The sequence below is a fragment of the Verminephrobacter aporrectodeae subsp. tuberculatae At4 genome (genome assembly GCF_000193225.1).
Taxonomy (GTDB): domain Bacteria; phylum Pseudomonadota; class Gammaproteobacteria; order Burkholderiales; family Burkholderiaceae_C; genus Acidovorax; species Acidovorax aporrectodeae.
This window is the reverse complement of the sequence record NZ_AFAL01000415.1, coordinates 1-23,365: the sequence shown is the minus strand read 5'-3', so window position 1 is coordinate 23,365 and position 23,365 is coordinate 1. Positions and strand designations below refer to the sequence as shown.

Below are 23,365 nucleotides of genomic sequence, written 5' to 3'. Positions count from 1 at the left end.
TGGCGTCTCCGATGCTGGGGCTACTCCTTGTCGATCTGCTCGGCTTGGGGCCCCTGCGCTCACGGCATCCGGGGGCGGGCACCGTACGCTTGCCCGGACTGCCTCTGGGGCCCGGCAGGAAGCGTCCTGCCGCGGGCGGGGCTGGGCCTGCCGGGCAGGGCGGAAGAGGAGTTTTGGCGAAAAGTTTGACGGAGCACAAAAAGCCGTGCTATAGTGCGCGGCTTGGCTGATCGAGGCCGGGTTGGGAAGCGAAGGGGGCCACGGGCTGCCTTGGCGAGCAGGATCATTAAAAACAAACAGCCGATAAGCGTGGGCGTTTGATGGCGAGTGCCAAGTTCCAAGGAACTGGCGCCCGGGTGAGAACCTGGGGGCCGCAAATGCTCATGAGACAGAAGTGAAGATTCACTTTGATTCTTTTGGGTAGCCCGCAAGGGCAAGAGAAGACGAGATTGAACTGAAGAGTTTGATCCTGGCTCAGATTGAACGCTGGCGGCATGCCTTACACATGCAAGTCGAACGGTAACAGGTCTTCGGATGCTGACGAGTGGCGAACGGGTGAGTAAAACATCGGAACGTGCCCGATCGAGGGGGATAACGGAGCGAAAGCTTTGCTAATACCGCATAAGATCTGAGGATGAAAGCAGGGGACCGCAAGGCCTTGCGCGGACGGAGCGGCCGATGGCAGATTAGGTAGTTGGTGGGGTAAAGGCCTACCAAGCCGACGATCTGTAGCTGGTCTGAGAGGACGACCAGCCACACTGGGACTGAGACACGGCCCAGACTCCTACGGGAGGCAGCAGTGGGGAATTTTGGACAATGGGCGCAAGCCTGATCCAGCCATGCCGCGTGCAGGATGAAGGCCTTCGGGTTGTAAACTGCTTTTGTACGGAACGAAAGGGTCCTGATGAATAATTGGGGCAGATGACGGTACCGTAAGAATAAGCACCGGCTAACTACGTGCCAGCAGCCGCGGTAATACGTAGGGTGCGAGCGTTAATCGGAATTACTGGGCGTAAAGCGTGCGCAGGCGGTCATGCAAGACAGATGTGAAATCCCTGGGCTCAACCTGGGAACTGCATATGTGACTGTATGGCTGGAGTACGGCAGAGGGGGATGGAATTCCGCGTGTAGCAGTGAAATGCGTAGATATGCGGAGGAACACCGATGGCGAAGGCAATCCCCTGGGCCTGTACTGACGCTCAAGCACGAAAGCGTGGGGAGCAAACAGGATTAGATACCCTGGTAGTCCACGCCCTAAACGATGTCAACTGGTTGTTGGGTCTTGACTGACTCAGTAACGAAGCTAACGCGTGAAGTTGACCGCCTGGGGAGTACGGCCGCAAGGTTGAAACTCAAAGGAATTGACGGGGACCCGCACAAGCGGTGGATGATGTGGTTTAATTCGATGCAACGCGAAGAACCTTACCCACCTTTGACATGTACGGAAGACTCCAGAGATGGAGAGGTGCTCGAAAGAGAGCCGTAACACAGGTGCTGCATGGCTGTCGTCAGCTCGTGTCGTGAGATGTTGGGTTAAGTCCCGCAACGAGCGCAACCCTTGTCATTAGTTGCTACATTAAGGTGGGCACTCTAATGAGACTGCCGGTGACAAGCCGGAGGAAGGTGGGGATGACGTCAAGTCCTCATGGCCCTTATAGGTGGGGCTACACACGTCATACAATGGCTGGTACAGAGGGAAGCCAACCCGCGAGGGGGAGCCAATCCCAAAAAGCCAGTCGTAGTCCGGATCGCAGTCTGCAACTCGACTGCGTGAAGTCGGAATCGCTAGTAATCGCGGATCAGAACGTCGCGGTGAATACGTTCCCGGGTCTTGTACACACCGCCCGTCACACCATGGGAGCGGGTTCTGCCAGAAGTAGTTAGCCTAACCGCAAGGAGGGCGATTACCACGGCAGGGTTCGTGACTGGGGTGAAGTCGTAACAAGGTAGCCGTATCGGAAGGTGCGGCTGGATCACCTCCTTTCTGGGAAGAAAGCATTCAAGATTGAACGTCCACACTCATCGGTTGTAGGAGGGAAGGTTGGCGCAAGCCGACGGGGGTCTGTAGCTCAGCTGGTCAGAGCACCGTCTTGATAAGGCGGGGGTCGTTGGTTCGAGCCCAACTAGACCCACCAAGAGGCGGAGCGGGCAACCGAGGCAGGCACGGAAAGAAGGGGGATTAGCTCAGCTGGGAGAGCACCTGCTTTGCAAGCAGGGGGTCGTCGGTTCGATCCCGTCATCCTCCACCAAGTGCAGTGGGAAAGGTATTCAACACCGAAGCGGCTTCGAGAGAGGCTGCTTCGTTGTTGATCGACATCAAGCGATCAATCGGCTGTTCCTTAAAAATTCATAGAGTCGAAATCAGAGTCGCCGGCGAGGACCGCGAAGCCGTAAGAGGTGGAAGCGGGATGGCTGGCGACGAGAAATTTTGATTGCGTCAAAACGAATATTCAAACTTGGTTTGAAATTCAAGTAAACGATGAAGGATCGGAAGATCCGGAGTCGCATTACGGCATAACGCGCCAGGTGAAAGACCTGGCAGGTCCTTGAAGAAGACGGAGGCGGCTCGAAAGAGACGTCAAAGTTATAGGGTCAAGTGACTAAGAGCATGTGGTGGATGCCTTGGCGATTACAGGCGAAGAAAGACGTGATAGCCTGCGAAAAGCTTCGGGGAGCTGGCAAAAGAGCTGAGATCCGGAGATATCTGAATGGGGAAACCCACCTTGAAAGAGGTATCGCATGCTGAATAAATAGGCATGCGAGGCGAACCGGGCGAACTGAAACATCTAAGTAGCCCGAGGAAAAGAAATCAACCGAGATTCCGAGAGTAGTGGCGAGCGAAATTGGAAGAGCCTTCCAGAGATAGCAAGACAGTTAGAAGAACGGGATGGAAAGCCCGGCCATAGAAGGTGATAGCCCTGTAGACGAAAACTGGAGTGTGGTACTGAGCTGGAGAAAAGTAGGGCGGGACACGAGAAATCCTGTCTGAAGATGGGGGGACCATCCTCCAAGGCTAAATACTCGTAATCGACCGATAGTGAACAAGTACCGTGAGGGAAAGGCGAAAAGAACCCCGGGAGGGGAGTGAAATAGATCCTGAAACCGCATGCTTACAAAAAGTAGGAGCCCTGAAAGGGGTGACTGCGTACCTTTTGTATAATGGGTCAGCGACTTACATTCAGTGGCAAGGTTAACCGAATAGGGAAGCCGAAGAGAAATCGAGTCCGAAGAGGGCGAAGAAGTCGCTGGGTGTAGACCCGAAACCAAGTGATCTATCCATGGCCAGGATGAAGGTGCCGTAACAGGTACTGGAGGTCCGAACCCACTAGTGTTGCAAAACTAGGGGATGAGCTGTGGATAGGGGTGAAAGGCTAATCAAACTTGGAAATAGCTGGTTCTCTCCGAAAACTATTTAGGTAGTGCCTCAAGTATTGGCTGCGGGGGTAGAGCACTGTTTAGGCTAGGGGGTCATGGCGACTTACCAAACCTATGCAAACTCCGAATACCGCAGAGCAGAGCTTGGGAGACAGAGCACCGGGTGCTAACGTCCGGACTCAAGAGGGAAACAACCCAGACCGCCAGCTAAGGTCCCTAAAATTGGCTAAGTGGGAAACGAAGTGGGAAGGCAAAGACAGTCAGGATGTTGGCTTAGAAGCAGCCATCATTTAAAGAAAGCGTAACAGCTCACTGATCGAGTCGTCCTGCGCGGAAGATGTAACGGGGCTCAAGCCAGTTACCGAAGCTGCGGATTTGCGAGGAATCGCAAGTGGTAGGAGAGCGTTCTGTAGGCCTGAGAAGGTGTCTGGAGACGGATGCTGGAGGTATCAGAAGTGCGAATGCTGACATGAGTAGCGTGAAAGGGGGTGAAAAGCCCCCTCGCCGTAAGCGCAAGGTTTTCTACGCAACGTTCATCGGCGTAGAGTGAGTCGGCCCCTAAGGCGAGGCAGAGATGCGTAGCTGATGGGAAACAGGTGAACATTCCTGTACCGAAGTGTAGTGCGATGTGGGGACGGAGAAGGTTAGCTCGGCCAACGGATGGAAGAGTTGGTTCAAGCCGGTAGTCGTGCCCGGAAGGCAAATCCGCCGGGCTGAGATGAGGGGTGATAACGAGTCTGCAAGCAGACGAAGCGAGTAATACCCTGCTTCCAGGAAAAGCCACTAAGCTCCAGCTACACGCGACCGTACCGCAAACCGACACAGGTGCGCGAGATGAGTATTCTAAGGCGCTTGAGAGAACTCAGGAGAAGGAACTCGGCAAATTGATACCGTAACTTCGGGAGAAGGTATGCCCTGAGTAGGTGAACTCGAACAGAGGGAGCCGGAAGGGGTTGCAAAAAATCGGTGGCTGCGACTGTTTAATAAAAACACAGCACTCTGCAAACACGAAAGTGGAAGTATAGGGTGTGACGCCTGCCCGGTGCTGGAAGATTAAATGATGGGGTGCAAGCTCTTGATTGAAGTCCCAGTAAACGGCGGCCGTAACTATAACGGTCCTAAGGTAGCGAAATTCCTTGTCGGGTAAGTTCCGACCTGCACGAATGGCGTAACGATGGCCACACTGTCTCCTCCTGAGACTCAGCGAAGTTGAAATGTTTGTGATGATGCAATCTCCCCGCGGAAAGACGGAAAGACCCCATGAACCTTTACTGTAGCTTTGTATTGGACTTTGAACAGATCTGTGTAGGATAGGTGGGAGGCGAAGAAGTGCAGTCGTCAGATTGTATGGAGCCGACGTTGAAATACCACCCTGGTGTGTTTGAGGTTCTAACCTTGGTCCATGAAACTGGATCGGGGACAGTGCATGGTAGGCAGTTTGACTGGGGCGGTCTCCTCCCAAAGCGTAACGGAGGAGTTCGAAGGTACGCTAGTTACGGACGGAAATCGTGACGATAGTGCAATGGCAAAAGCGTGCTTGACTGCGAGACTGACAAGTCGAGCAGGTGCGAAAGCAGGACATAGTGATCCGGTGGTTCTGAATGGAAGGGCCATCGCTCAACGGATAAAAGGTACTCTGGGGATAACAGGCTGATACCGCCCAAGAGTTCATATCGACGGCGGTGTTTGGCACCTCGATGTCGGCTCATCTCATCCTGGGGCTGTAGCCGGTCCCAAGGGTATGGCTGTTCGCCATTTAAAGAGGTACGTGAGCTGGGTTTAAAACGTCGTGAGACAGTTTGGTCCCTATCTTCCGTGGGCGTTGCAGATTTGAGGAATGCTGCTCCTAGTACGAGAGGACCGGAGTGGACACACCTCTGGTGTATCGGTTGTCACGCCAGTGGCATGGCCGAGTAGCCAAGTGTGGAAGAGATAACCGCTGAAAGCATCTAAGCGGGAAACTCGTTTCAAGATGAGATCTGCCGGGGCCTTGAGCCCCCTGAAGAGTCGTTCAAGACCAGGACGTTGATAGGCAGGGTGTGCAAGCGCAGCAATGCGTTGAGCTAACCTGTACTAATTGCTCGTGCGGCTTGACCCTATAACTTTGATGGACTCGGAGCCGTCAAGGACAGGATAGTTATGCCATGTGGACGCAGTCAAAACAAAAAATCTGATTCCAGACTCTATGAATGCGTCGCCCTGACGCGAAGCCAGGGTGACACCCGGTTATGCCTGATGACCATAGCAGGTTGGTCCCACTCCTTCCCATCCCGAACAGGACAGTGAAACGACCTTGCGCCGATGATAGTGCGGGTTCCCGTGTGAAAGTAGGTCATCGTCAGGCTATTACAGCCCTCAAACCCCCCAGTCCACAAGGCTGGGGGGTTTGTCTTTGTGCAATTGTTTCGGCCATCACCCCGCTGTCCATGCACAAAAAATATGCGACTCGTGATTTCCTTTATGAATCAAGCACTTGGAACCGCCATACAGGATTTGTCGAAACTTGTTCACATGCTTGTCCAGTGCTGACAGGGACAATCCATGATGAAAGCAGGCAGGTGGCTACTCAGGAACTTGGCCTGTGTCCGGGCGCGTCAGCCGGCTCCGTGCTAAGTTCCGGGAGAACAACAAGAGATGGATTGCCAACATGCGTAATTTGCACGACAGACTCGCGGCCTACCCGGCAGATACCCTCAAGGGGATGCGCCGTGGCATCGAAAAAGAGGGCCTGCGTGTGCTGCCCGCCGGGGGACTGGCCCTCACACCGCACCCGCTGGCCCTGGGGGCGGCGCTCACGCACCCGCTGATTACTACCGACTACAGCGAGTCGCAGCTCGAATTGATCACCGGCGCCCACGAAGGCGTGCAGCAATGCCTGGACGAACTGACCGAGGTGCACCAGTTCGTACACCGCACCCTGGATGGCAGCGGTGGCGAACTGCTATGGGCTTCGAGCATGCCCTGCAAGCTGCCCACCGACGAAACCATTCCGCTGGCCCGCTACGGTAGCTCGCACATCGGTCGCGCCAAGAGCGTGTACCGCATGGGCCTGGGCCTGCGCTACGGCCGGCGCATGCAAACCATCTCGGGGATCCATTACAACTGGTCGTTACCGGGGGTGGACAGCGAGCAGTATTTCGCGCTCATCCGCAATTTCCGCCGCCACGCGTTCCTGCTGCTATACCTGTTTGGCGCGTCGCCCGCGCTGTGTCCGTGCTTTGTCAATGGCCGCGAGCATGGCCTTGAGCGGCTCGATGGCGGCGGCGCGCTCTACCTGCCACATGCCACCTCGCTGCGCATGGGGCGCTTGGGCTACCAGAGCGCTGCCCAGGCCACGCTGGCCGTGAGCTACAACGGCCTGCGGGGCTACGCCGATTCGCTGCACGAGGCGCTCACCCGGCCGTATCCGGCCTACGAGGCCGTGGGCGTGCGCAACCCCGGCGGCGATTACAACCAGTTGGGCACCAGCCTGCTGCAGATAGAAAACGAGTTCTACGGCACCATCCGCCCCAAGCGCACCGTGCGCACGGGCGAACGCCCTTTGCACGCGCTGCGCGAGCGCGGGGTGGAATATGTCGAGGTGCGCCTGATGGACCTGGACCCATTCGTTCCCGTGGGAATCACGGCGTCCACCATGCGCCTGCTGGACGTGTTCCTGCTGCATTGCCTGCTGTCCGACAGCCCGCCCGACACGCCCACCGAGATTGCCGAGCTCCAGCACAACCAGCAGCTTGTGGCCGAGCGCGGGCGCGAGATCGGCCTGCGCCTGCAGCGCAATGGCCAGGACGTGCTGCTGACCGACTGGGGCGCCGAGGTGCTGGCGGCCTGTGAGCCCCTGGCCACAGCGCTGGACGCTGCCCACGGCAGCGGCGAGCACGGCGCTGCGCTGCGCGCTGCGCGCGCGCTCATGGCCGCGCCCGACAGCACGCCGTCGGCCCGCGTGCTCGAGTGCATCGTGCAGGGGCATGGCAACAGCTTTGACGCCTTCGCCCGCCAGCAGTCCATCCGGGCGCGCGACGCGCTGCTCGCGCTCCCGTGGACGGCCCGGCAGCAGGCCCGTTACCTGGCGTTGGCGGACGCATCGATGGCCGAGCAAAAGGCCATCGAAGCCGCCGACACGCTGCCGTTCGAGGCCTGGCGCGCGCAGTACATGGCGGTCCAGGGGCTGGGCGGCTGACCCGCAGCGGCCCGCTGCCGTGGGCAGAGCCGGCAAAATCCGTCCATGCCCGACTTCATCTATCTTGCTTCCCAGAGCCCGCGCCGGAGCCAGCTTCTCGATCAGCTGGGCGTGCGATACGAACTGCTGCTGCCGAATGCCGCGGGGGACGAGGCGGAGGACGCCGAGGCCCTCGAAGCGCTGCTGCCTGGCGAAGCGCCCGCCCGCTACGTGGAGCGCGTCACGGGTCGCAAACTCGATGCGGCAATCGTCCGCCGCGCACGCAGGGGGCTGCCCGACGCGCCCATCCTCTGCGCGGATACGACGGTGGCCCTGGGCCGCACCATCTATGGCAAACCGGACGATGCGGCGCACGCAGCCCGCATGCTGGGCGAACTGGCCGGGCGCAGGCACCGGGTGCTCAGCGCCGTGGCATTGCAGCGGGGGCCCCGGCGCCTTGCGGCCCTGTCGGTGTCGCATGTGCGTTTTGCCGACATGACGCCCGCCCAGATCGCCGCCTACGTGGCCACGGGCGAGCCGCTGGGCAAGGCCGGAGCCTATGGCATACAGGGGCGGATGGCGGCGTACGTTCAGTCCCTCACGGGGAGTTATTCGGGCATCATGGGCCTGCCCATGTACGAGACCGCGCAGCTGCTGCGCGCGGCGGGCCTGCTGCCCTGACCCCAAGAACCCATGCCGTACGCCATGCAACAAGACATTCTGATCAACTGGTCGCCGCAGGAAACCCGTGTGGCCGTGATCGAGCACGGCGCGGTGCAGGAACTGCACATCGAACGCCCGCTCGAGCGGGGGCTGGTGGGCAATGTGTACCTGGGTCGGATTTCGCGTGTGCTGCCGGGAATGCAGTCGGCGTTTATCGACATCGGGCTCGAGCGCGCGGCCTTCTTGCACGTGGCTGACGTGTGGCAGCGCCAGCCCGACGGCGAAGCGCCCGCATTGGCACGCAAGGGCGAGCCGCAGCGGCCGATCGAAAAACAGGTGTTCGAAGGCCAGGCGCTGATGGTGCAGGTCATCAAGGACCCCATCGGCAACAAGGGTGCACGCCTGTCCACGCAGATCAGCATCGCCGGCCGCCTGCTGGTGTTTCTGCCGCAGGACGAGCATGTGGGCGTGTCGCAGAAAATCCCCGGCGCCGAGCGCGACGCACTGCGTGCGCGGCTGCAGGCGCTGGTGGGCGACAGGTCCACGGGCGGTGGCGGCGGCTTCATCCTGCGCACCAATGGCGAGGACTCGAGCGACGCCGAACTGGCCGAGGACATCGCCTACCTGCGCAAGACCTGGGCGCGCATCAGGCAGGCAGCGCTCAGGCTGCCGGCCATGTCGCTGCTGCACCAGGACCTGGACCTGCTGCAGCGCGTGCTGCGCGATCTGGTGGGCGAGCACACGCAGGGCATCCGGATCGACTCCCTGGAGCAATTCCAGCGCCTGCGCATGTTCGGGCAGGAATTCATGCCCGCAGCCGCGGGCAAGTTGCAGCACTACAGGGGCGAGCGGCCGATCTTCGACCTGTATTCCATCGACGAGGAGATCGCCAAGGCGCTGGGCCGGCGGGTGGATCTGAAGTCCGGCGGCTACCTCATCGTGGACCAGACCGAGGCCCTGACCACGATCGACGTGAACACGGGCGGCTTCGTGGGCGTGCGCAACTTCGACGACACCGTCTTCAAGACCAACCTGGAAGCCGCAGGCGCCATAGCGCGCCAGCTGCGCCTGCGCAACCTGGGCGGGGTCATCATCGTGGACTTCATCGACATGGCGCAAAGCGCCCACCAGGAGGCAGTGCTCGCCGAGTTCCGCAGACAGCTCGTGCGCGACCGCGTGAAGACCATGGCGGGCGGCTTCTCGCAACTGGGCCTGGTGGAGATGACGCGCAAGCGCACCCGCGAATCGCTCGCGCACATGCTGTGCGAGCCCTGCCCCGCCTGCCAGGGAAAAGGCAGCGTGAAGACCGCGCGCAGCCTGTGCTACGACATCCTGCGCGAGATCCTGCGCGAGGCCCGCCAGTTCAACCCGCGCGAGTTCCGGGTGCTGGCCTCGGCGCAGGTGGTGGAGCTTTTTCTGGACGAGGAAAGCCAGCATCTGGCCGGGCTTAGCGACTTCATCGGCAAACCCATTTCGTTGCAGGCCGGAAGTGCGCTGGGGCAGGAGCAGTACGACATCGTTCTGCTGTAGGCGCCCAAGCCGCAACGAGCCAGCCCGGACCCCGTTCCCGGGCGCTGCCTTGGGGACCCGGTCAGGCGCGGGGTGCGGTCGCCCGTAGCCGCAAGCGGCGCGCCGTGCGAAACTCGCCGGCATGTCCCCGAAACCCCCCTTGCCCGACCCCATCCGCCTGACCCGCTACAGCCATGGCGCCGGCTGTGGCTGCAAGATCAGCCCCCAGGTGCTGGAGGTGATTCTGGCCGACAGCGGAGCGCAACATCCCGACCCCCGGCTATGGGTGGGCAATGCCTCGCGCGATGATGCCGCCGTGTATGCGCTCGATGACGCGCGCGCGGTGGTGTCGACGACCGACTTCTTCATGCCCATCGTCGACGACCCCTACGACTTCGGGCGCATCGCCGCCACCAACGCCATCAGCGACATCTATGCGATGGGCGCCGACCCCTTGCTCGCGATCGCCATCCTGGGCTGGCCCGTGAACGTCCTGCCGCCCGAAGTCGCGCGCGAGGTGCTGCGCGGTGGCCGTGCGGCCTGCGCTGCGGCCGGAATTGCGCTCGCGGGCGGGCATTCCATCGATACGCCGGAACCGATTTTTGGCCTGGCCGTGACGGGCCTCGTCGACAAGCGCCACCTCAAGCGCAACGACACCGCCACGGCCGGCTGCCGGCTGTACCTGACCAAGCCGCTGGGAATCGGCATCCTGACCACGGCCGAAAAGCAGTCCCGGCTGCGTGCGCAAGACCGGGGGGTGGCACGCGACCTGATGTGCACGCTGAACCAGCCCGGCAGCCGCTTTGGCCGGCTCGCCGGCGTGCGCGCGATGACCGACGTCACGGGCTTCGGTCTGCTCGGGCATCTGCTCGAGATGGCCGAAGGCAGCGGCCTGAGCGCCGTGCTCGACGCCGCCGCCGTGCCCCGGTTGCCGGGGGTCGATGACTACCTGGCCCAGGGCTGCGTTCCCGGCGGCACGCAACGCAACTTCGACAGCTATGGCGCCAAGGTGGCCCCTTTGACCGAGGTGCAAAAGCAGCTGCTGTGCGACCCCCAGACCAGCGGTGGCCTGTTGGTCGCCGTGGCCCCGGAGGGCGAGCAGGAGTTTCTGGCGTTGGCGCTGGAACTGGGGTTGGCGCTGGCGCCCATCGGCCACCTGACGGTGCGGCAGGCCCTTGCCGTGGTGCTGCTCTGATGCACGAAGACCACTGCGACTACCGGCATATCTTCCTGCACGATGTGCCGCTGATGGACGTGCGCGCGCCGGTCGAGTTTGCGCAGGGCGCCTTCCCCGGCGCACAGAATCACCCTCTGATGAACGACGCCGAGCGGCACCAGGTGGGCATCTGCTACCGGCAACAGGGCCAGTCGGCAGCGATTGCGCTGGGGCAGCACCTGGTGTCCGGCCCCATGAAGCATGCGCGCATCGCAGCCTGGGCGGCGTTTGCCCAAGCCCATCCGGCGGGCCTGCTGTATTGCTTTCGGGGCGGGCTGCGCTCGCAGATCGCCCAGCAGTGGCTGGCCAGCGAGGCCGGCATCGCCTACCCCCGCGTTCCCGGGGGCTACAAGGCGCTGCGCCTGTTCCTGACCGAGACCCTGCAGGCCGCGTCGCAGGAATGCGATTTTGTTTTGCTCAGCGGCCTGACGGGAGTCGGCAAGACCGAGCTGATCGCGCAGCTGACCCATGGCATTGACCTCGAAGGGCACGCCAACCACCGCGGCTCCAGCTTCGGCCAGCGCCTCAGTGGCCAGCCCGGCCAGATCGACTTCGAGCACCGGCTGGCCATCGACATCCTGAAAAAGCGGGCGCAGCAGGGACGACCGCTGTTCGTGCTCGAAGACGAGGGCCGGCACGTGGGCCGATGCGCGGTGCCGCTGGCGCTGCGCCAGCGCCTGGAGCACGCGCGCATCGTGTGTCTGGAGGACGGTTTTGACGCGCGGGTCGAGCGCATCGTGCGCGACTACGTGCTCGGGCCCTGCGCCGACCATATCGCAGCCCATGGCCCGGCCCCGGGCTTTGAGACGTTCGCCACCCGCTTGCAGCAAGGCCTGGACAGGCTGGCCAAACGGCTCGGCGGCGAGCGGTACCAGCAACTGCGCAAGACCATGCAGGCGGCGCTGGCGCAGCAGCAGGCCTGCGGCGACGTCGCGCTGCACCGCAGCTGGATCGCGGCGCTGATGCGCGACTACTACGACCCGATGTACACCTTCCAGCGCCAAAGCCGGTCCGGGCGCATCGCGTTCGAAGGGGATGCTCGGGCGGTGCTGGACTATCTGCGTGCCGGTTCCGCCCGACCTCTACAGCCAGCCGGATCTCCAGCGTGACCGCGTTGCCCGCACGCGCGCCCTCGATGGGGATGGGCTTTTCACAACCGGGAAGCGCGGGCCTTGGCCCCGGTGCCGCGCCCACTGTGCAGGCCGATGAACAGCAGCGCGCAGACAACGGTGGTGCCGGCGAGCAGGTTCAGGCCGGCGCCCGACGAGGCGAAAGCCTGCTCGGCCCAGGTCCTGAGGTTGGGCGCGACAAAGCCGCCGAGCGCGCCCATCGAGTTGATCAGCGCAATGCCGCCGGCGGCGGCCGCACCGCCGAGGTAGCGGGTCGGGAAGGTCCAGAACAGCGGCTGCACGGCAATGAAGCCCGCCGCAGCAAAGCACAGTGCGACCAGGGCGACCCGCGGCGACCCGGCGTTCACCGACACCGCGATGCCCAGCGCGCAAACCAGCATCGTCACCAGGGCCAGCGTGGCGTGGCGGCCGCTGCGTTCGGCCATGCGCGGCACCCCGTAGGCCGCGACCAACGCGCAGATCCATGGAATGGCAGTCACCAGGCCGACTTCCAGACCGACCTTCTTGCCCAGCAACGCGGCGACCTGCGTCGGCAGGTAGAAAACCAGGCCATAGACGCTGAGCTGGATCAGGAAGTAGATCAGCGCCATGAACAGCACGTGGCCGTCGAACAGCGCGTCGCGCACGGTGGCTGGCCCCCGAGCCTCCTTGAGGCGCTGTTCGCTGGCGATTGCGGCGCTCAGCATCGTGCGCTCTCGCGGCGTCAGCCAGAGGGCATCGCGCGGCGCATTGTCCAGGTACCACCAGGCCCAGATGCCGACGGCCGAGGCCATCAGCCCTTCGACCAGGAACAGCCACTCCCAGCCCTTGAGGCCCAGCAGGCCATGCATGTCCAGCAGCAGACCCGACAGCGGGCTGCCGAAAATGAAGGCCAGCGGCGCGCCGAAGTAGAACAGCCCGATCACACGGGTGCGCGCGCCGGCAGGGAACCACTGCGTCAGGTAGTAGATCACGCCGGGGAAGAACCCGGCCTCGGCGACCCCGAGCAGAAAGCGCAGCAGATAGAACGATGTCTCGCTGCGCGCAAACATCAGCGCCGCCGAGATCAGCCCCCAGGTGACCATGATGCGGCACATCCAGGCGCGCGCGCCGACGCGGTGCATGACGAGGTTGCTCGGCACCTCGAACAGCGCGTAGCCAATGAAGAACAGGCCTGCGCCAAACGCGAACATCGCATCCGACAGGCCGGTATCGAGCTGGAAGGCTTTCTTTGCAAAGCCGATGTTGGCGCGGTCCAGAAAGGCCAGCACGTACATCAGCAGCAGGAAGGGCAGCAGGCGCGCGACCGCCTTGGCCGTCACGGACTCGAGTGTCGGCTCCAGCAAGGGACGCCGGGTATGGGCCATGTCTTGTCTCCGGTTCTGCGACACCTGCGGCGGCGTCGATGGTGGTTGTTGTGCTGATCGGTCGGGGCACTGTAGAGGCGATCCCTCGACGATTCCAATCAAGACATTGGCGATACCCATTCCAAATCGGTATCACTCGTCCACACAGGCAAACAGGAAAGCACAGGGCCCTGCCGCCGATCGGCCATGGCATGGGGCACGGCCGCTCGGGGCCACGCATGGCGAAACCCGCGTCAACAAAGCGCAGCCCGTCACCTCCACCGGGCCGCATAGAATCCCGCGGCGACGCCACGCTCGAATACCATCCGCGGTGGCCCCTCTTGCTCCATGAACCAGCCCCCTGCCCTTGCCACAGCCCGCCCCGTGCGCTCCCAGTACGAGGACTTCATGCGCCATGTGTTCACGCACGGCGTGGACAAGCCGGACCGCACCGGCACCGGAACGAAAAGCGTATTCGGCCACCAGATGCGCTTTGACCTGCGCGATGGCTTTCCGCTGGTCACCACCAAGAAGCTGCACCTGCCGTCGATCATTCAGGAACTGCTGTGGTTCCTCACGGGTTCGAGCAACAACCGCTGGCTCAAGGAGCGCGGCGTCAGCATCTGGGACGAATGGGCGCGCGCGGACGGCGAACTGGGTCCGGTGTACGGCGTGCAATGGCGCAGCTGGCCGACGCCGGATGGCGGGCACGTGGACCAGATCAGCCAAGTCATCGAGACGCTCAGGAGCAACCCCGATTCGCGCCGTATCGTCGTCAGCGCCTGGAACGTGGCCGAGCTCGGCAAGATGGCGCTCATGCCCTGCCACGCCCTGTTCCAGTTCTACGTGGCTCCGGCGCAGGCGCCGGGCGGGCGCGGCGCGTTGAGCTGCCAGCTCTACCAGCGCAGCGCGGACATCTTTCTGGGTCTGCCCTTCAACATCGCCAGCTACGCGCTGCTGACGCATATGGTCGCCCAGCAGTGCGACCTGGACCCGGGCGAGTTCATCTGGACGGGCGGCGACTGCCATATATACAGCAACCACCACGAGCAGGTGCGCACGCAGCTGGCGCGCATCCCCTACCCTTACCCGGTGCTGCAAATCGCGCGCCGGCCGGAAAGCATCTTCGACTACCGGTACGAAGACTTCCAGGTGCTGGACTACCAGTGCCACCCGGTGATCAAGGCGCCCGTGGCCGTCTGAACGCAAGGCCCCATGCCCCCGCTGCACCTCATCTACGCCCGCGCCGCGAACGGCGTCATCGGCAAGGACAACCGCCTGCCCTGGCATCTGCCGCAGGATCTGGCGCATTTCAAGCAGCTCACGCAGGGCTGCGCCGTGATCATGGGGCGCAAGACCTGGGACTCGCTGCCGCCGCACGCGCGCCCGCTGCCGGGCCGCAGCAACATCGTGCTGACGCGCAACAGCGGCTGGCACGCGGCAGGCGCGCAGCGCGCGGCCAGCCTGCACGAAGCCATTGCGCTGTGCGACGCGCGCCAGATCGCCTGGGTGATCGGCGGCGCGCAGATCTATGCCGAAGCCCTGCCGCTGGCCGACTGCGTGGAGGTGACCGAGATCGACCAGGACTTCGACGGCGACGCCCACGCCCCCACGCTGGACGCCGCATGGGTCGAGACCCGGCGCAGTCGCCAGACCAGCAGCGATGGACTGCGCTTCAGTTTCGTGACCTATGCGCGCGCATCGTAGTTACGATCACCCCACCCTCGCTGGGGGCCTGGAGTCGCCCCTTCAGACGCATACCCCCGTTGGACAAGGTTCGTCTTTGCAAGCCACTGCACTGAGCTCCTCATTCAAGCGATAATATCCGCTCAAAGGGTAAATCCATGCCCAAAACCATCCCCACTTCGCACCGTCCTGCTGCCCGGACCACGGCTCGCAAAGCGATCCAGCCAGCGGCCAAAGCTCCGACCACCGCAAGGAGCGCGGCAGCAATTGCCACCAACTTCCAGCAGGCGTTTCATGCGGATGCGATGGAGTGTGTGCGCATCGTCAAGCTTGGTGTTCCGGCTACGGCGGTCGACGTACTCGCCAAACGAATGGTGATGTCCAAGGAAAAACTGGTCGCCATACTGGGCCTGGCCCGCGCCACCGTCGATCGCAAGGCGCGCGAGAACAAGCCGCTGTCCGCAGATGAGAGTTCAAAGGTGCTGGGCATGGCACGCCTGTTGGGCCAAGTGCAAGCGATGATCGAGGAATCGGGCGACCCGAAAGGCTTCAACGCGGCCGAGTGGGTTGCGCGCTGGCTGGAGCGGCCACTGCCCGCGCTCGGTGGTCAGCGGCCCGCCGAACTGATGGACACGCCCGAAGGCCAGAGGTTGGTGTCCCAACTGGTCGCCAGAATGCAAAGCGGGGCGTACTCGTGACGACGGTGCTGTGGCGCATCGCCACAGACACCAAGGAATACAAAGCCCATGACCTCAGCGGAAAGGGTGCGCAGAAGACCGGTGGGCGCTGGAATCGGCCGGGCCGACCGGTGGTCTATACCTCTTTGACGGTAGCGCTGGCGTGCCTGGAGACCGTGGTTCATCTGGATGCGAGCGATCTCCCCATGCACCGGTTCTTGGTGCGGATTGAAGTCCCCGACCAGTTGTGGGAAGCGCGCCGAAGGCTCATGCCTGCTGACCTCCCGCCGGGCTGGAACGCGACTCCGGAAGGCAAGGCATCGCTTGATGTGGGTGACACTTGGCTCGCGACGGCTTCGACGACGCTGTTGACCGTGCCTTCCGTGATCGTGCCCGAGGAATACAACGTGCTGATCAATCCGTTGCACGCCAATGCCGCAGCGATCAAGGCCATCAAGGAAAGGCCTTGGTTCTACGACCAGCGGCTGCTGGCATGACAAGCCGCATGCGGCTCTCCCGGATCGAGGCGTGGTCTCTGACCAACCTTCCGCTCCGATCGGGTGGTCGCCGTCCTGTTCGGAGTGAAAGCCGGCCTGGTGGCAATGGCCACCACCTTGCTCGCTTTGATCGTCAGCGTGAGAAGCATCGACGGCCTGGTGCAAGCGCTACATCCGCATCGCTTGCTCTGACCATGAGCCGGCAGCAACGCGGTACCACCGCGCGAAGTTCCATGGGGTGAGACTCCTGCCGGCGTTCGCGGCCGGCATCTTCTTTTGCAGCCCGGCTCTTCGTCCCCGCGCCCCTCATCAGCGCCGCGCTGCGGCTGCAAGCGACCTGCGATCACCCCCATCAAGTCCACCCGCGTGGTGGCCACCCAGTGCCGCCAGTTCAGCGCATGGTGTATGGGCCCGCCATGCCAGTGGCCTGTTGACAAGCTCTTATCACCGCCTTACACTGTGTCCTAAGGACACAGTGTAAGGCGGTGATAAATAGGTTATGCCACTGGATCTAGGCCCCCCATGGAATCAACGCAAATAAATTCAAACACCGACCCCATCGGCAGACTTGTCGCCAAACTTGCCAATTCCCTGGCTTCAACGTCTGCAGCGGCAATCACAACCTATGAGCTTGCCATGCATGTATATTCCTTGCTCAATGACGTGCAAGATTTGGATCCAAAGAAAGCCTTTCAGGATGTGCTTCAATCCTTGTTGGCGATGCATTTGTTGACTCCCATGAATCATGTTGTACCAAAGGCATATTTTATTTTTGGTAGATCGAGTGCAGTACCAGCTGATGTGGTGTGCAGCCTCGATCCATTTTCCTATGTTTCCCACCTGAGCGCCATGGAATATTATGGACTGACGGATCGATTTCCACAGATCCTGTATATGACCAGACCGTCTGCATCCGAGTGGAGAAGACAGGCTGCAGCGCGAACCGCAAAAGACCTTGGTCATCTGGTAAGCACTTATGAAAACTCCGGGCTACCACGGATGACACAGCCCAAGATATCAAAAATTGGCCGCACGTCAATCCAGTTTTGCGAGCGCACGCAATGGGGTGCATTTCGCTTGGTATCAGGCTCCAGATTGCGTGTGGCAACTATTGGTCGTGTATTTCTCGACATGTTGCGTGAACCAATATTTTGTGGCGGCATACAACATGTCATAGACATTTATCGGCGTGAAGCCAAGAAATACCTCAAACTCATCGTGGATGAAGTTGACAGACATGGGAAACCCATTGATAAAATACGCATTGGTTATTTACTTTCGGAGGTGTGCAAACTCAACCCGCCGGAAATGACAAGCTGGCAACAGTTTGCCAAGCGTGGCGGGTCCAGAAAATTGGACCCGGAATGTGAGTATGCCCCAAGGTATTCAGAGCGGTGGATGTTGTCCATTAACGTCCCTTCGCTGACCTTACCGGAAAACGAAGATGGGTGATGCCATTGAATCTCTGGACTTGCCTGCGTGGGTGGAGCGTGCTCCAAATGGAAATCGTCATTTCAGAGAGGCAGTACACACCATTTTGCATGCCATCAGCACTTCGATGGAGTTGAGCACCAAGATGATCATGAAGGGCGGCATGCTGATGGCCATTCGCTACGACAGCAGCAGATTCACCAGGGACATAGACTTTTCAACACGCGCTCCCTATGCAATAGGGAATGAGACTATCTTGCTGAATAAGTTGGATGAACAATTGATCTTGGCAAATGATCGATTCACCTATGACGTGATGTGCATGCGTCAGAGGAGCATAATACGTCCAAAAAAACCAGGCGCCAATTTTCCGACGTTAAACCTGAGCATTGGTTACGCCAAGCAAAGCAACCCGCGTGAATTGAGCAAACATTCATGAAGGTGATGAAGAATGTTGAATCGGCAAATCAAAATGGATGGAGCAATGAGAAGTTCACCCTTGCAGCTTAAAGAATTGTTCTTTCCGGCAATCTCAGTGCGCGCGCTGCTTCCGGAGGATATGGAAAATTCCCGGAAAAACTTTGAAGCTCATGATTTGGACATTATTTTTAAATCTGCTTGAGCAAATCGGACTGGACTGGACATGCAGGGGCAGACCAAGCGGAAGCACCACACCGTGACCGACATTGTGGCGACGGTCTACTGTGAGCAGAAAGCCGTCTTCGACGCCAAGCGCGGAGAAGCACAACCGCCGCAGGTGCACGCCAAGGCTGCTGCGGGCACCTTCGAGCATCTGCGCTTCCAGGCAGAGGGGCACACACGCGTGGCGATAGATCGCCGCTGCTTCATCGCCACCGCCATCTACGGCTCTGATGCACCCGAAACGGACTTCCTGCGCGATTGGCGGGACCGCGTGCTGACGCCCAACAGGCACGGCCGGGCGCTCGTGCGCGCCTACTACGCCATATCCCCCCGGTTGCTGCCGATCCTCTCCTGCAGCCAGTTCGTGGCCGGCACCGTGCGCGTGGTGCTTGATCGGCTGCTACGCTGGCTGGGAATGCATCAATGACCAGTCTGACCAGTTTCATTCTTTTCAGCATGGCCATCCCGTTGGCCGCGTGGATCTTCATGGTCTGGCGCGGCTTCACCCAGAACTGGCTGCCTGACGAACTGAAGGCTGGAAAGATCGTACTCGTCGAGAAAAATCTGCTGGCCAACTACCCCTGTACGGGCGATAGCCTTGTCGGCCGACCCGACCAAGTGTGCCGGCTTCCCTCGGGGTTGCATGTCCCTCTTGAGAACAAGAATCGGGACGATCATCGGGTCTTCGATACCGATATCGCCCAACTCTCCCTCCAGGGCTGGTTGCTGCGCAGGAACGGCATGCACACCGCGCCGTTCGGCTATGTCGCCATCAACAACCGGAAGACTGGCAAACGCCATGCGATCCGGGTGGACCTGCGAGACGACGCCTACTGTGAGGGACTGATGGGCCGCTATCTCGACCTGATTGAGTTGCGGACCATGCCCCGAAAGAGCCGCGGACGCAAATGCAACACCTGTGGTCACCGGGCTGCTTGCCATGTGTAGTGCGTATTTTGGCGAATGTGACCACCGATTTCGGGATCGTGAATACGCTGGTGAACAATGCATCAACCTCACAACACCCATCAGCCACTCCCGTGCTCAGGGTGGATTTACGAACAGGCTGAAGGCGACCTACCCGCCAGCAGTCGGTTTCAACACGAATCGGAAAGAATAAAATCCCATTTCTCCGATTATCTTATTTTATCTAACAGAAATGGATATCTGCAATGATGGAAAAAGTTGTTTTACCAATGAGAACCGTGCAAGAACTCTTTGATAAACTGGCAAGCATCTGCATTTCGCCCGGTTACGTGCATGCAATTTCCTATCTTTGCTTGCGCGACACCATGATTTCGTACTCCGGAGAGATGAAGACGGAGGACATGCAGCACCTCTACTCTGGGAAACAACTCATCCGAACAGAGATATCAGTCCTCATTGGATTGATGATCAAGCACGACATCGACTACAACATACCCACACCGCAGATTTTAGAAGAATATGTCGAAACGACCGATTCCCTGCTCGTACAGATTCATGATGCGATGTCTGCATCTATCTCGGATGGCCTTGATCCAAAGAAGCTTGCAGACAAGGATTTCAACCCCTTCACCAGCGGTGCTGTTCTGCGAGAGCCTATCTTTTACGGTGCTGAATCCGCCTATGGCTTCCAGTATCGTGACTTTTCAACAGCCAAATATGGACGTGATGATCAGTGGCTAGTCGAGAACAAGGGATTCTCCATTCAAGCTGCTCGCAACGTTGTCTATGCAATTTCTCGACTGCGAGATGAGAAATCAGGCCCGATGCTTCAAGCATTGCGAAAAGCTCTCGAAAATGCTGGGATGTTTCTACCCGGAAATACATTCACAGCGCAAGAAATCGCAGACTACGCACACATGGATCTAGCAATTGTGGAGCGAATTTTGGTGGCTTTTGCGGTACCACAGAGCGCGCGCAATGAGCAATTCAAGGCACTACTCGACTTCAATATTTCCAATGCCCACCCACTTATTTTTACACCCGACGGAAAATACCTTCTCTTCCACATATGCAGCTTGGCCGAGGCACTGTACGAAGCGCCGTTCTACTGGATGATTGATGATAAGAACTATGTCAGTACCGCAATGCGAAATCGAGGTTTGTTTACCGAACAGTTCGCTGCCAAACGCTTATCGCAGGTCTTTGGGGAGAAAAATGTACTGTCCAACATCGACATCTTCGAATCGAAGGGCACCAAACTCGGTGAGATTGATGTTCTGGTGTTGTTCGGAAATCGTGCGCTCATATTACAAGCGAAATCAAAGCGCCTGACACTTGAAGCTCGGAGTGGAAATGACTTGAAGATTCGTGACGATTTCAAAAAAAGTATCCAGGACTCGAGCGATCAGGCATACCATTGCGCACAGCTTATGGAGGATGGAAAATGCTTGTTCAAGGATGCTTCCGGTAATATCGTGTCGTTACCAAGAGATCTCAAGCGCATATACATCCTGTGCCTGATTTCTGATCACTATCCAGCGCTTAGCTTCCAAGTGCTTCAATTCTTGAAGTACACGCCGACGGCGAAAATTTCTCCACCCTTCGTCATGAATGTTTTCACGCTCGACGCGATGACCGAAATGCTTAGCTCACCGCTCCACCTGCTGAGCTACGTTGATCGCCGGACCGGCTACCCAGACAAAATTCTAGCATCGGACGAACTGACTGTCCTGTCGCATCACCTCAAGCAGAATCTGTGGTTGGATGACGAGTACATCATGCTCAACCTCCATGATGATATTTCCGCTGACCTCGACAAGGCAATGCTTGTTCGGCGCGAAGGTATTCCCGGAAAGGATACACCGGATGGCATCCTGACGTGGTTTCCCGCGACTACCTTGGGACGTATGCTCAAAGCCATCGAGGCAAGATCTGACCCCGCCATCGTTGATCTCGGATTTATGCTGCTGACGCTTAGCGAAGATACAGTCAATGACATCAGCGCTATCATCGATCTGATTACTGAGCGAGCCATAGCCGATGGGAAGAACCACTCCACACACGGTACTGATCGAGGAAGAACTGGTCTCACCATCCACTGCAACGATGATCTGATCGAAATTGCTCGCCCCAGATTACAGAATCATTGTTACGCCAGAAAGTACACCGAGCACGCTCAGACTTGGTTTGGCGTTTGCCTGCGTCCGCGCGATCAAGCTTTGCGGTTTGGAATTAACTTGGATTTTCCATGGGAGCAAAGCGATGCGATGGACTTGCGGACAAAGGCTATGGAAAAGCCATCTAAATAGCGATCTTCAGATGCCCGATTGGCTCGGCCGGCCGCCGGCCGCACCTGTCGCCATCGCCGGCCTGCAGCGCTTCGAACGCGCTCTGGGTTTGACCCCCATCCGGTGGTATCGTACGACTCCTGGAATCATCATTCCAACTTCCAAGGAGAACGACATGAGCAATCAGACCGTTATCGCCGTACTGGGTACCGGCTTCATTGGTGCGCCAGTGGCGCGCAACCTCTCTGCCAAGGGCTTCAAGGTCAAAGTGTGGAACCGTACCCCTGCCAAGGCACAGGCGATTGCCGGACAGAATCTGCAGGTATGCACGAGCGTGGCCGAAGCGGTCAGCCAAGCCAGCCACATCGTGACCGTGCTGAAAGATGGAGATGGCGTCGCCTCTGTCATGGCCGCAGGCAGCGGTCACTTTGCGCCGGACGCCATTTGGCTGCAATTGAGCACCGTCGGGATGGTCGCGGCTGAGCAGTTGGCTGGCCTTGCTGCCCGGCAGCAGCTGGTGTACTACGATGCGCCGGTGCAAGGTACTCGCCAACCGGCTGAACTGGCCCAGTTGGTGATTCTGGCCTCTGGTCCGCTCGCGCAGCGCGCGGCGGTGCAGCCGTTGTTCGACGCCATCGGCAAGCGCACGCTGTGGGTATCCGAGCATGCCGGGCAGAGCAGCCGCCTGAAACTGGCGCTGAACCATTGGGCCTTCGCACTGACCCATGGCTTGGCCGAAAGCTTGGCGCTGGCCAAGGGGCTGGGTGTGGATCCGGCGCACGTCATGGACGTGGTCAGCGGCGGGCCGATGGACTGCGCGTACTTTCAGCTCAAGGGGGCGGCCATGCTGTCCAACAACTACATGCCCAGTTTCAGCGTGGACAACGCCGTGAAGGACAGCCGGCTCATTGCTGAAGCCGCGCGCCAAACTGGAATCAAGGCCGACGTCGCCATCGCCGGCCTGCAGCGCTTCGAACGCGCCCTGGCCCAGGGACACGGTGACAAAGACATGGCCGCCAGCCATCTGACGTAAAACCCGGCGGCGCGTGCCAACCCGTGGTGTCCTGCCCCCGCGGATGCATCGATTGCATTTCTGCAGGGCCGCGCACTACACCTGGATCAGCCCCCAGCGCAGGGCAATCCAAGTCAGTTCGGCCTGATTTGTCGCTCCGAGCTTTTGCTTCACGCGGTACAGATGCGAGCCCACCGTGCTGATCGAGAGGTTCAGCGTGGCGGCGATCTGCGCCACGCTCATGCCGCGCGCGAGTTGGATGAAGACCGAGAACTCGCGCTCGCTGAGCAGTTCGGCCGGGTTCGCGTCGCCCTCGATCTGCGCTGCCGCGAGCGCCTGCGCGATACCGGCGTCGATGTAGCGTTCGCCGCGCGCCACCGCTTTCACCGCGGCGATCAGCGCCTCGGGCGCGCTGCGCTTGGCCAGGTAGCCCAGGGCGCCGGCGCGCAGCACGCGGCGCGGGTGGACCGTGTCCTCGTGCGCCGAGAGCGCCAGCACGCGTGCCCTCGGGTCGTGCGCGAGCAGGCGGCGCAACGCCTCCAGACCGCCCATGCCGGGCATCGACAGGTCCAGCACCACCACGTCGGGCTGCACCCGCGGGTAATCCTGGCAGGCCTGTTCGCCGGTGTCGGCCTCGGTGACCACGTCGATCTGCGCGTCGGCCAGCAGCATGCGAAAACCCATGCGCACGAGCGCGTGGTCGTCGACCAGCATCACCCGGATCGCGGCCTGGCTCATGGCTCCTGCACCGCGCCCGCGGGCAGGCGCACCGTCAGCCGGGCACCGCTGGCAATGGCGGCTTCGAGGCGCAGCGCGCCGCCCAGGCTTTCG

Annotated in this window: 19 protein-coding genes, 2 tRNA genes and 3 rRNA genes; 22 read left to right on the top strand and 2 right to left on the bottom strand. The window is 60.4% G+C overall.

What is annotated here, in order from left to right:
- Positions 1–451 precede the first annotated feature (451 nt).
- From VTU_RS0112565 to mnmH, 11 genes are all read left to right on the top strand, one after another.
- Positions 452–1,984, top strand: a 16S ribosomal RNA gene (locus VTU_RS0112565).
- A gap of 74 nt (positions 1,985–2,058) precedes the next feature.
- A tRNA-Ile gene (locus tag VTU_RS0112560) sits at positions 2,059–2,135 on the top strand.
- Positions 2,136–2,173: 38 nt separating this feature from the next.
- Positions 2,174–2,249: transfer RNA gene (locus tag VTU_RS0112555), tRNA-Ala, on the top strand.
- A gap of 148 nt (positions 2,250–2,397) precedes the next feature.
- Positions 2,398–2,550, top strand: a complete 153-nt coding sequence (locus VTU_RS33610) for a hypothetical protein (RefSeq protein ID WP_169315396.1) — start codon at positions 2,398–2,400, stop codon at positions 2,548–2,550.
- Between the two features lie 40 nt (positions 2,551–2,590).
- A 23S ribosomal RNA gene (locus VTU_RS0112550) occupies positions 2,591–5,473 on the top strand.
- A gap of 133 nt (positions 5,474–5,606) precedes the next feature.
- A 5S ribosomal RNA gene (gene rrf, locus VTU_RS0112545) occupies positions 5,607–5,719 on the top strand.
- Together the 16S, 23S and 5S rRNA genes with 2 tRNA genes alongside form the textbook arrangement of a ribosomal RNA operon.
- Before the next feature lie 303 nt (positions 5,720–6,022).
- Positions 6,023–7,552, top strand: a complete 1,530-nt coding sequence (gshA, locus tag VTU_RS0112540; protein ID WP_010104663.1) for a glutamate--cysteine ligase — start codon at positions 6,023–6,025, stop codon at positions 7,550–7,552.
- A gap of 45 nt (positions 7,553–7,597) precedes the next feature.
- Positions 7,598–8,212, top strand: coding sequence for a Maf family protein (locus tag VTU_RS0112535; protein WP_010104661.1), 615 nt, complete (start codon positions 7,598–7,600; stop codon positions 8,210–8,212).
- A gap of 24 nt (positions 8,213–8,236) precedes the next feature.
- Complete coding sequence (gene rng / locus VTU_RS0112530) at positions 8,237–9,724, top strand: ribonuclease G (RefSeq protein ID WP_010104658.1); 1,488 nt, start codon at positions 8,237–8,239, stop codon at positions 9,722–9,724.
- Between the two features lie 139 nt (positions 9,725–9,863).
- A complete protein-coding gene (gene selD / locus VTU_RS0112525; RefSeq protein WP_010104656.1) occupies positions 9,864–10,898 on the top strand; it encodes a selenide, water dikinase SelD in 1,035 nt (344 codons plus the stop codon).
- Entirely contained in the window at positions 10,898–12,028 is a 1,131-nt protein-coding gene (gene mnmH / locus VTU_RS0112520; RefSeq protein WP_010104653.1) for a tRNA 2-selenouridine(34) synthase MnmH, read from the top strand. The genes selD and mnmH overlap by 1 nt, the downstream gene beginning before the upstream one ends.
- Before the next feature lie 41 nt (positions 12,029–12,069).
- Here the strand turns inward: mnmH and VTU_RS0112515 are convergent, their stop codons facing one another.
- Entirely contained in the window at positions 12,070–13,395 is a 1,326-nt protein-coding gene (locus VTU_RS0112515; RefSeq protein ID WP_010104651.1) for an MFS transporter, read from the bottom strand.
- 327 nt (positions 13,396–13,722) lie between these two features.
- On the opposite strand from VTU_RS0112515, the gene VTU_RS0112510 reads away from it, so the two are divergent.
- The 11 genes from VTU_RS0112510 to VTU_RS0112460 all read left to right on the top strand — a co-directional run bounded on the left by VTU_RS0112510 (position 13,723) and on the right by VTU_RS0112460 (position 22,555).
- On the top strand, positions 13,723–14,577 hold the full coding sequence (locus tag VTU_RS0112510; RefSeq protein ID WP_040892760.1) for a thymidylate synthase: 855 nt from the start codon (positions 13,723–13,725) through the stop codon (positions 14,575–14,577).
- A 12-nt stretch (positions 14,578–14,589) separates the two neighbouring features.
- Entirely contained in the window at positions 14,590–15,081 is a 492-nt protein-coding gene (locus VTU_RS0112505; protein WP_010104648.1) for a dihydrofolate reductase, read from the top strand.
- Positions 15,082–15,218: 137 nt separating this feature from the next.
- On the top strand, positions 15,219–15,758 hold the full coding sequence (locus VTU_RS0112500; RefSeq protein ID WP_138927875.1) for an Xre family toxin-antitoxin system antitoxin: 540 nt from the start codon (positions 15,219–15,221) through the stop codon (positions 15,756–15,758).
- A complete protein-coding gene (locus tag VTU_RS0112495) occupies positions 15,755–16,234 on the top strand; it encodes an RES family NAD+ phosphorylase (RefSeq protein WP_010104646.1) in 480 nt (159 codons plus the stop codon). Before VTU_RS0112500 ends, VTU_RS0112495 begins: the two co-directional genes overlap by 4 nt.
- 522 nt (positions 16,235–16,756) lie before the next feature.
- Complete coding sequence (locus VTU_RS31565; protein ID WP_010104642.1) at positions 16,757–17,686, top strand: type IV toxin-antitoxin system AbiEi family antitoxin domain-containing protein; 930 nt, start codon at positions 16,757–16,759, stop codon at positions 17,684–17,686.
- Positions 17,679–18,104, top strand: coding sequence for a nucleotidyl transferase AbiEii/AbiGii toxin family protein (locus tag VTU_RS31560; protein WP_081479813.1), 426 nt, complete (start codon positions 17,679–17,681; stop codon positions 18,102–18,104). Before VTU_RS31565 ends, VTU_RS31560 begins: the two co-directional genes overlap by 8 nt.
- Before the next feature lie 12 nt (positions 18,105–18,116).
- Positions 18,117–18,287 (top strand): hypothetical protein, encoded by a 171-nt coding sequence (locus VTU_RS33605; protein ID WP_169315395.1) that lies wholly within the window; start codon positions 18,117–18,119, stop codon positions 18,285–18,287.
- Positions 18,288–18,341: 54 nt separating this feature from the next.
- Entirely contained in the window at positions 18,342–18,734 is a 393-nt protein-coding gene (locus VTU_RS0112475) for a CFI-box-CTERM domain-containing protein (RefSeq protein WP_236610731.1), read from the top strand.
- Complete coding sequence (locus tag VTU_RS0112470; protein ID WP_010104639.1) at positions 18,731–19,255, top strand: PD-(D/E)XK nuclease family protein; 525 nt, start codon at positions 18,731–18,733, stop codon at positions 19,253–19,255. The genes VTU_RS0112475 and VTU_RS0112470 overlap by 4 nt, the downstream gene beginning before the upstream one ends.
- 224 nt (positions 19,256–19,479) lie before the next feature.
- Positions 19,480–21,543 carry a nuclease-related domain-containing protein gene (locus VTU_RS27100; protein WP_138927874.1) on the top strand — a complete coding sequence of 688 codons (2,064 nt, stop codon included), beginning with the start codon at positions 19,480–19,482 and terminating at the stop codon, positions 21,541–21,543.
- Positions 21,461–22,555, top strand: coding sequence for an NAD(P)-dependent oxidoreductase (locus VTU_RS0112460; protein ID WP_236610730.1), 1,095 nt, complete (start codon positions 21,461–21,463; stop codon positions 22,553–22,555). The genes VTU_RS27100 and VTU_RS0112460 overlap by 83 nt, the downstream gene beginning before the upstream one ends.
- Positions 22,556–22,630: 75 nt before the next feature.
- Here the strand turns inward: VTU_RS0112460 and VTU_RS0112455 are convergent, their stop codons facing one another.
- Positions 22,631–23,272 carry a response regulator gene (locus VTU_RS0112455; RefSeq protein ID WP_010104634.1) on the bottom strand — a complete coding sequence of 214 codons (642 nt, stop codon included), beginning with the start codon at positions 23,270–23,272 and terminating at the stop codon, positions 22,631–22,633.
- Positions 23,273–23,365 lie beyond the last annotated feature (93 nt).

What these genes read in the sequence shown, in the direction of transcription:
- VTU_RS31560 (WP_081479813.1), top strand. Translation starts at nt 17,679, where the DNA reads ATGGGTGATGCCATTGAATCTCTGGACTTGCCTGCGTGGGTGGAGCGT.
- VTU_RS0112505 (WP_010104648.1), top strand. Translation starts at nt 14,590, where the DNA reads ATGCCCCCGCTGCACCTCATCTACGCCCGCGCCGCGAACGGCGTCATC.
- VTU_RS0112510 (WP_040892760.1), top strand. Translation starts at nt 13,723, where the DNA reads ATGAACCAGCCCCCTGCCCTTGCCACAGCCCGCCCCGTGCGCTCCCAG.
- VTU_RS27100 (WP_138927874.1), top strand. Translation starts at nt 19,480, where the DNA reads ATGATGGAAAAAGTTGTTTTACCAATGAGAACCGTGCAAGAACTCTTT.
- rng (WP_010104658.1), top strand. Translation starts at nt 8,237, where the DNA reads ATGCAACAAGACATTCTGATCAACTGGTCGCCGCAGGAAACCCGTGTG.
- VTU_RS0112535 (WP_010104661.1), top strand. Translation starts at nt 7,598, where the DNA reads ATGCCCGACTTCATCTATCTTGCTTCCCAGAGCCCGCGCCGGAGCCAG.
- mnmH (WP_010104653.1), top strand. Translation starts at nt 10,898, where the DNA reads ATGCACGAAGACCACTGCGACTACCGGCATATCTTCCTGCACGATGTG.
- VTU_RS31565 (WP_010104642.1), top strand. Translation starts at nt 16,757, where the DNA reads ATGGAATCAACGCAAATAAATTCAAACACCGACCCCATCGGCAGACTT.
- gshA (WP_010104663.1), top strand. Translation starts at nt 6,023, where the DNA reads ATGCGTAATTTGCACGACAGACTCGCGGCCTACCCGGCAGATACCCTC.
- VTU_RS0112455 (WP_010104634.1), bottom strand. Translation starts at nt 23,272, where the DNA reads ATGAGCCAGGCCGCGATCCGGGTGATGCTGGTCGACGACCACGCGCTC.
- VTU_RS0112470 (WP_010104639.1), top strand. Translation starts at nt 18,731, where the DNA reads ATGACCAGTCTGACCAGTTTCATTCTTTTCAGCATGGCCATCCCGTTG.
- VTU_RS33605 (WP_169315395.1), top strand. Translation starts at nt 18,117, where the DNA reads ATGTTGAATCGGCAAATCAAAATGGATGGAGCAATGAGAAGTTCACCC.
- VTU_RS0112515 (WP_010104651.1), bottom strand. Translation starts at nt 13,395, where the DNA reads ATGGCCCATACCCGGCGTCCCTTGCTGGAGCCGACACTCGAGTCCGTG.
- VTU_RS0112500 (WP_138927875.1), top strand. Translation starts at nt 15,219, where the DNA reads ATGCCCAAAACCATCCCCACTTCGCACCGTCCTGCTGCCCGGACCACG.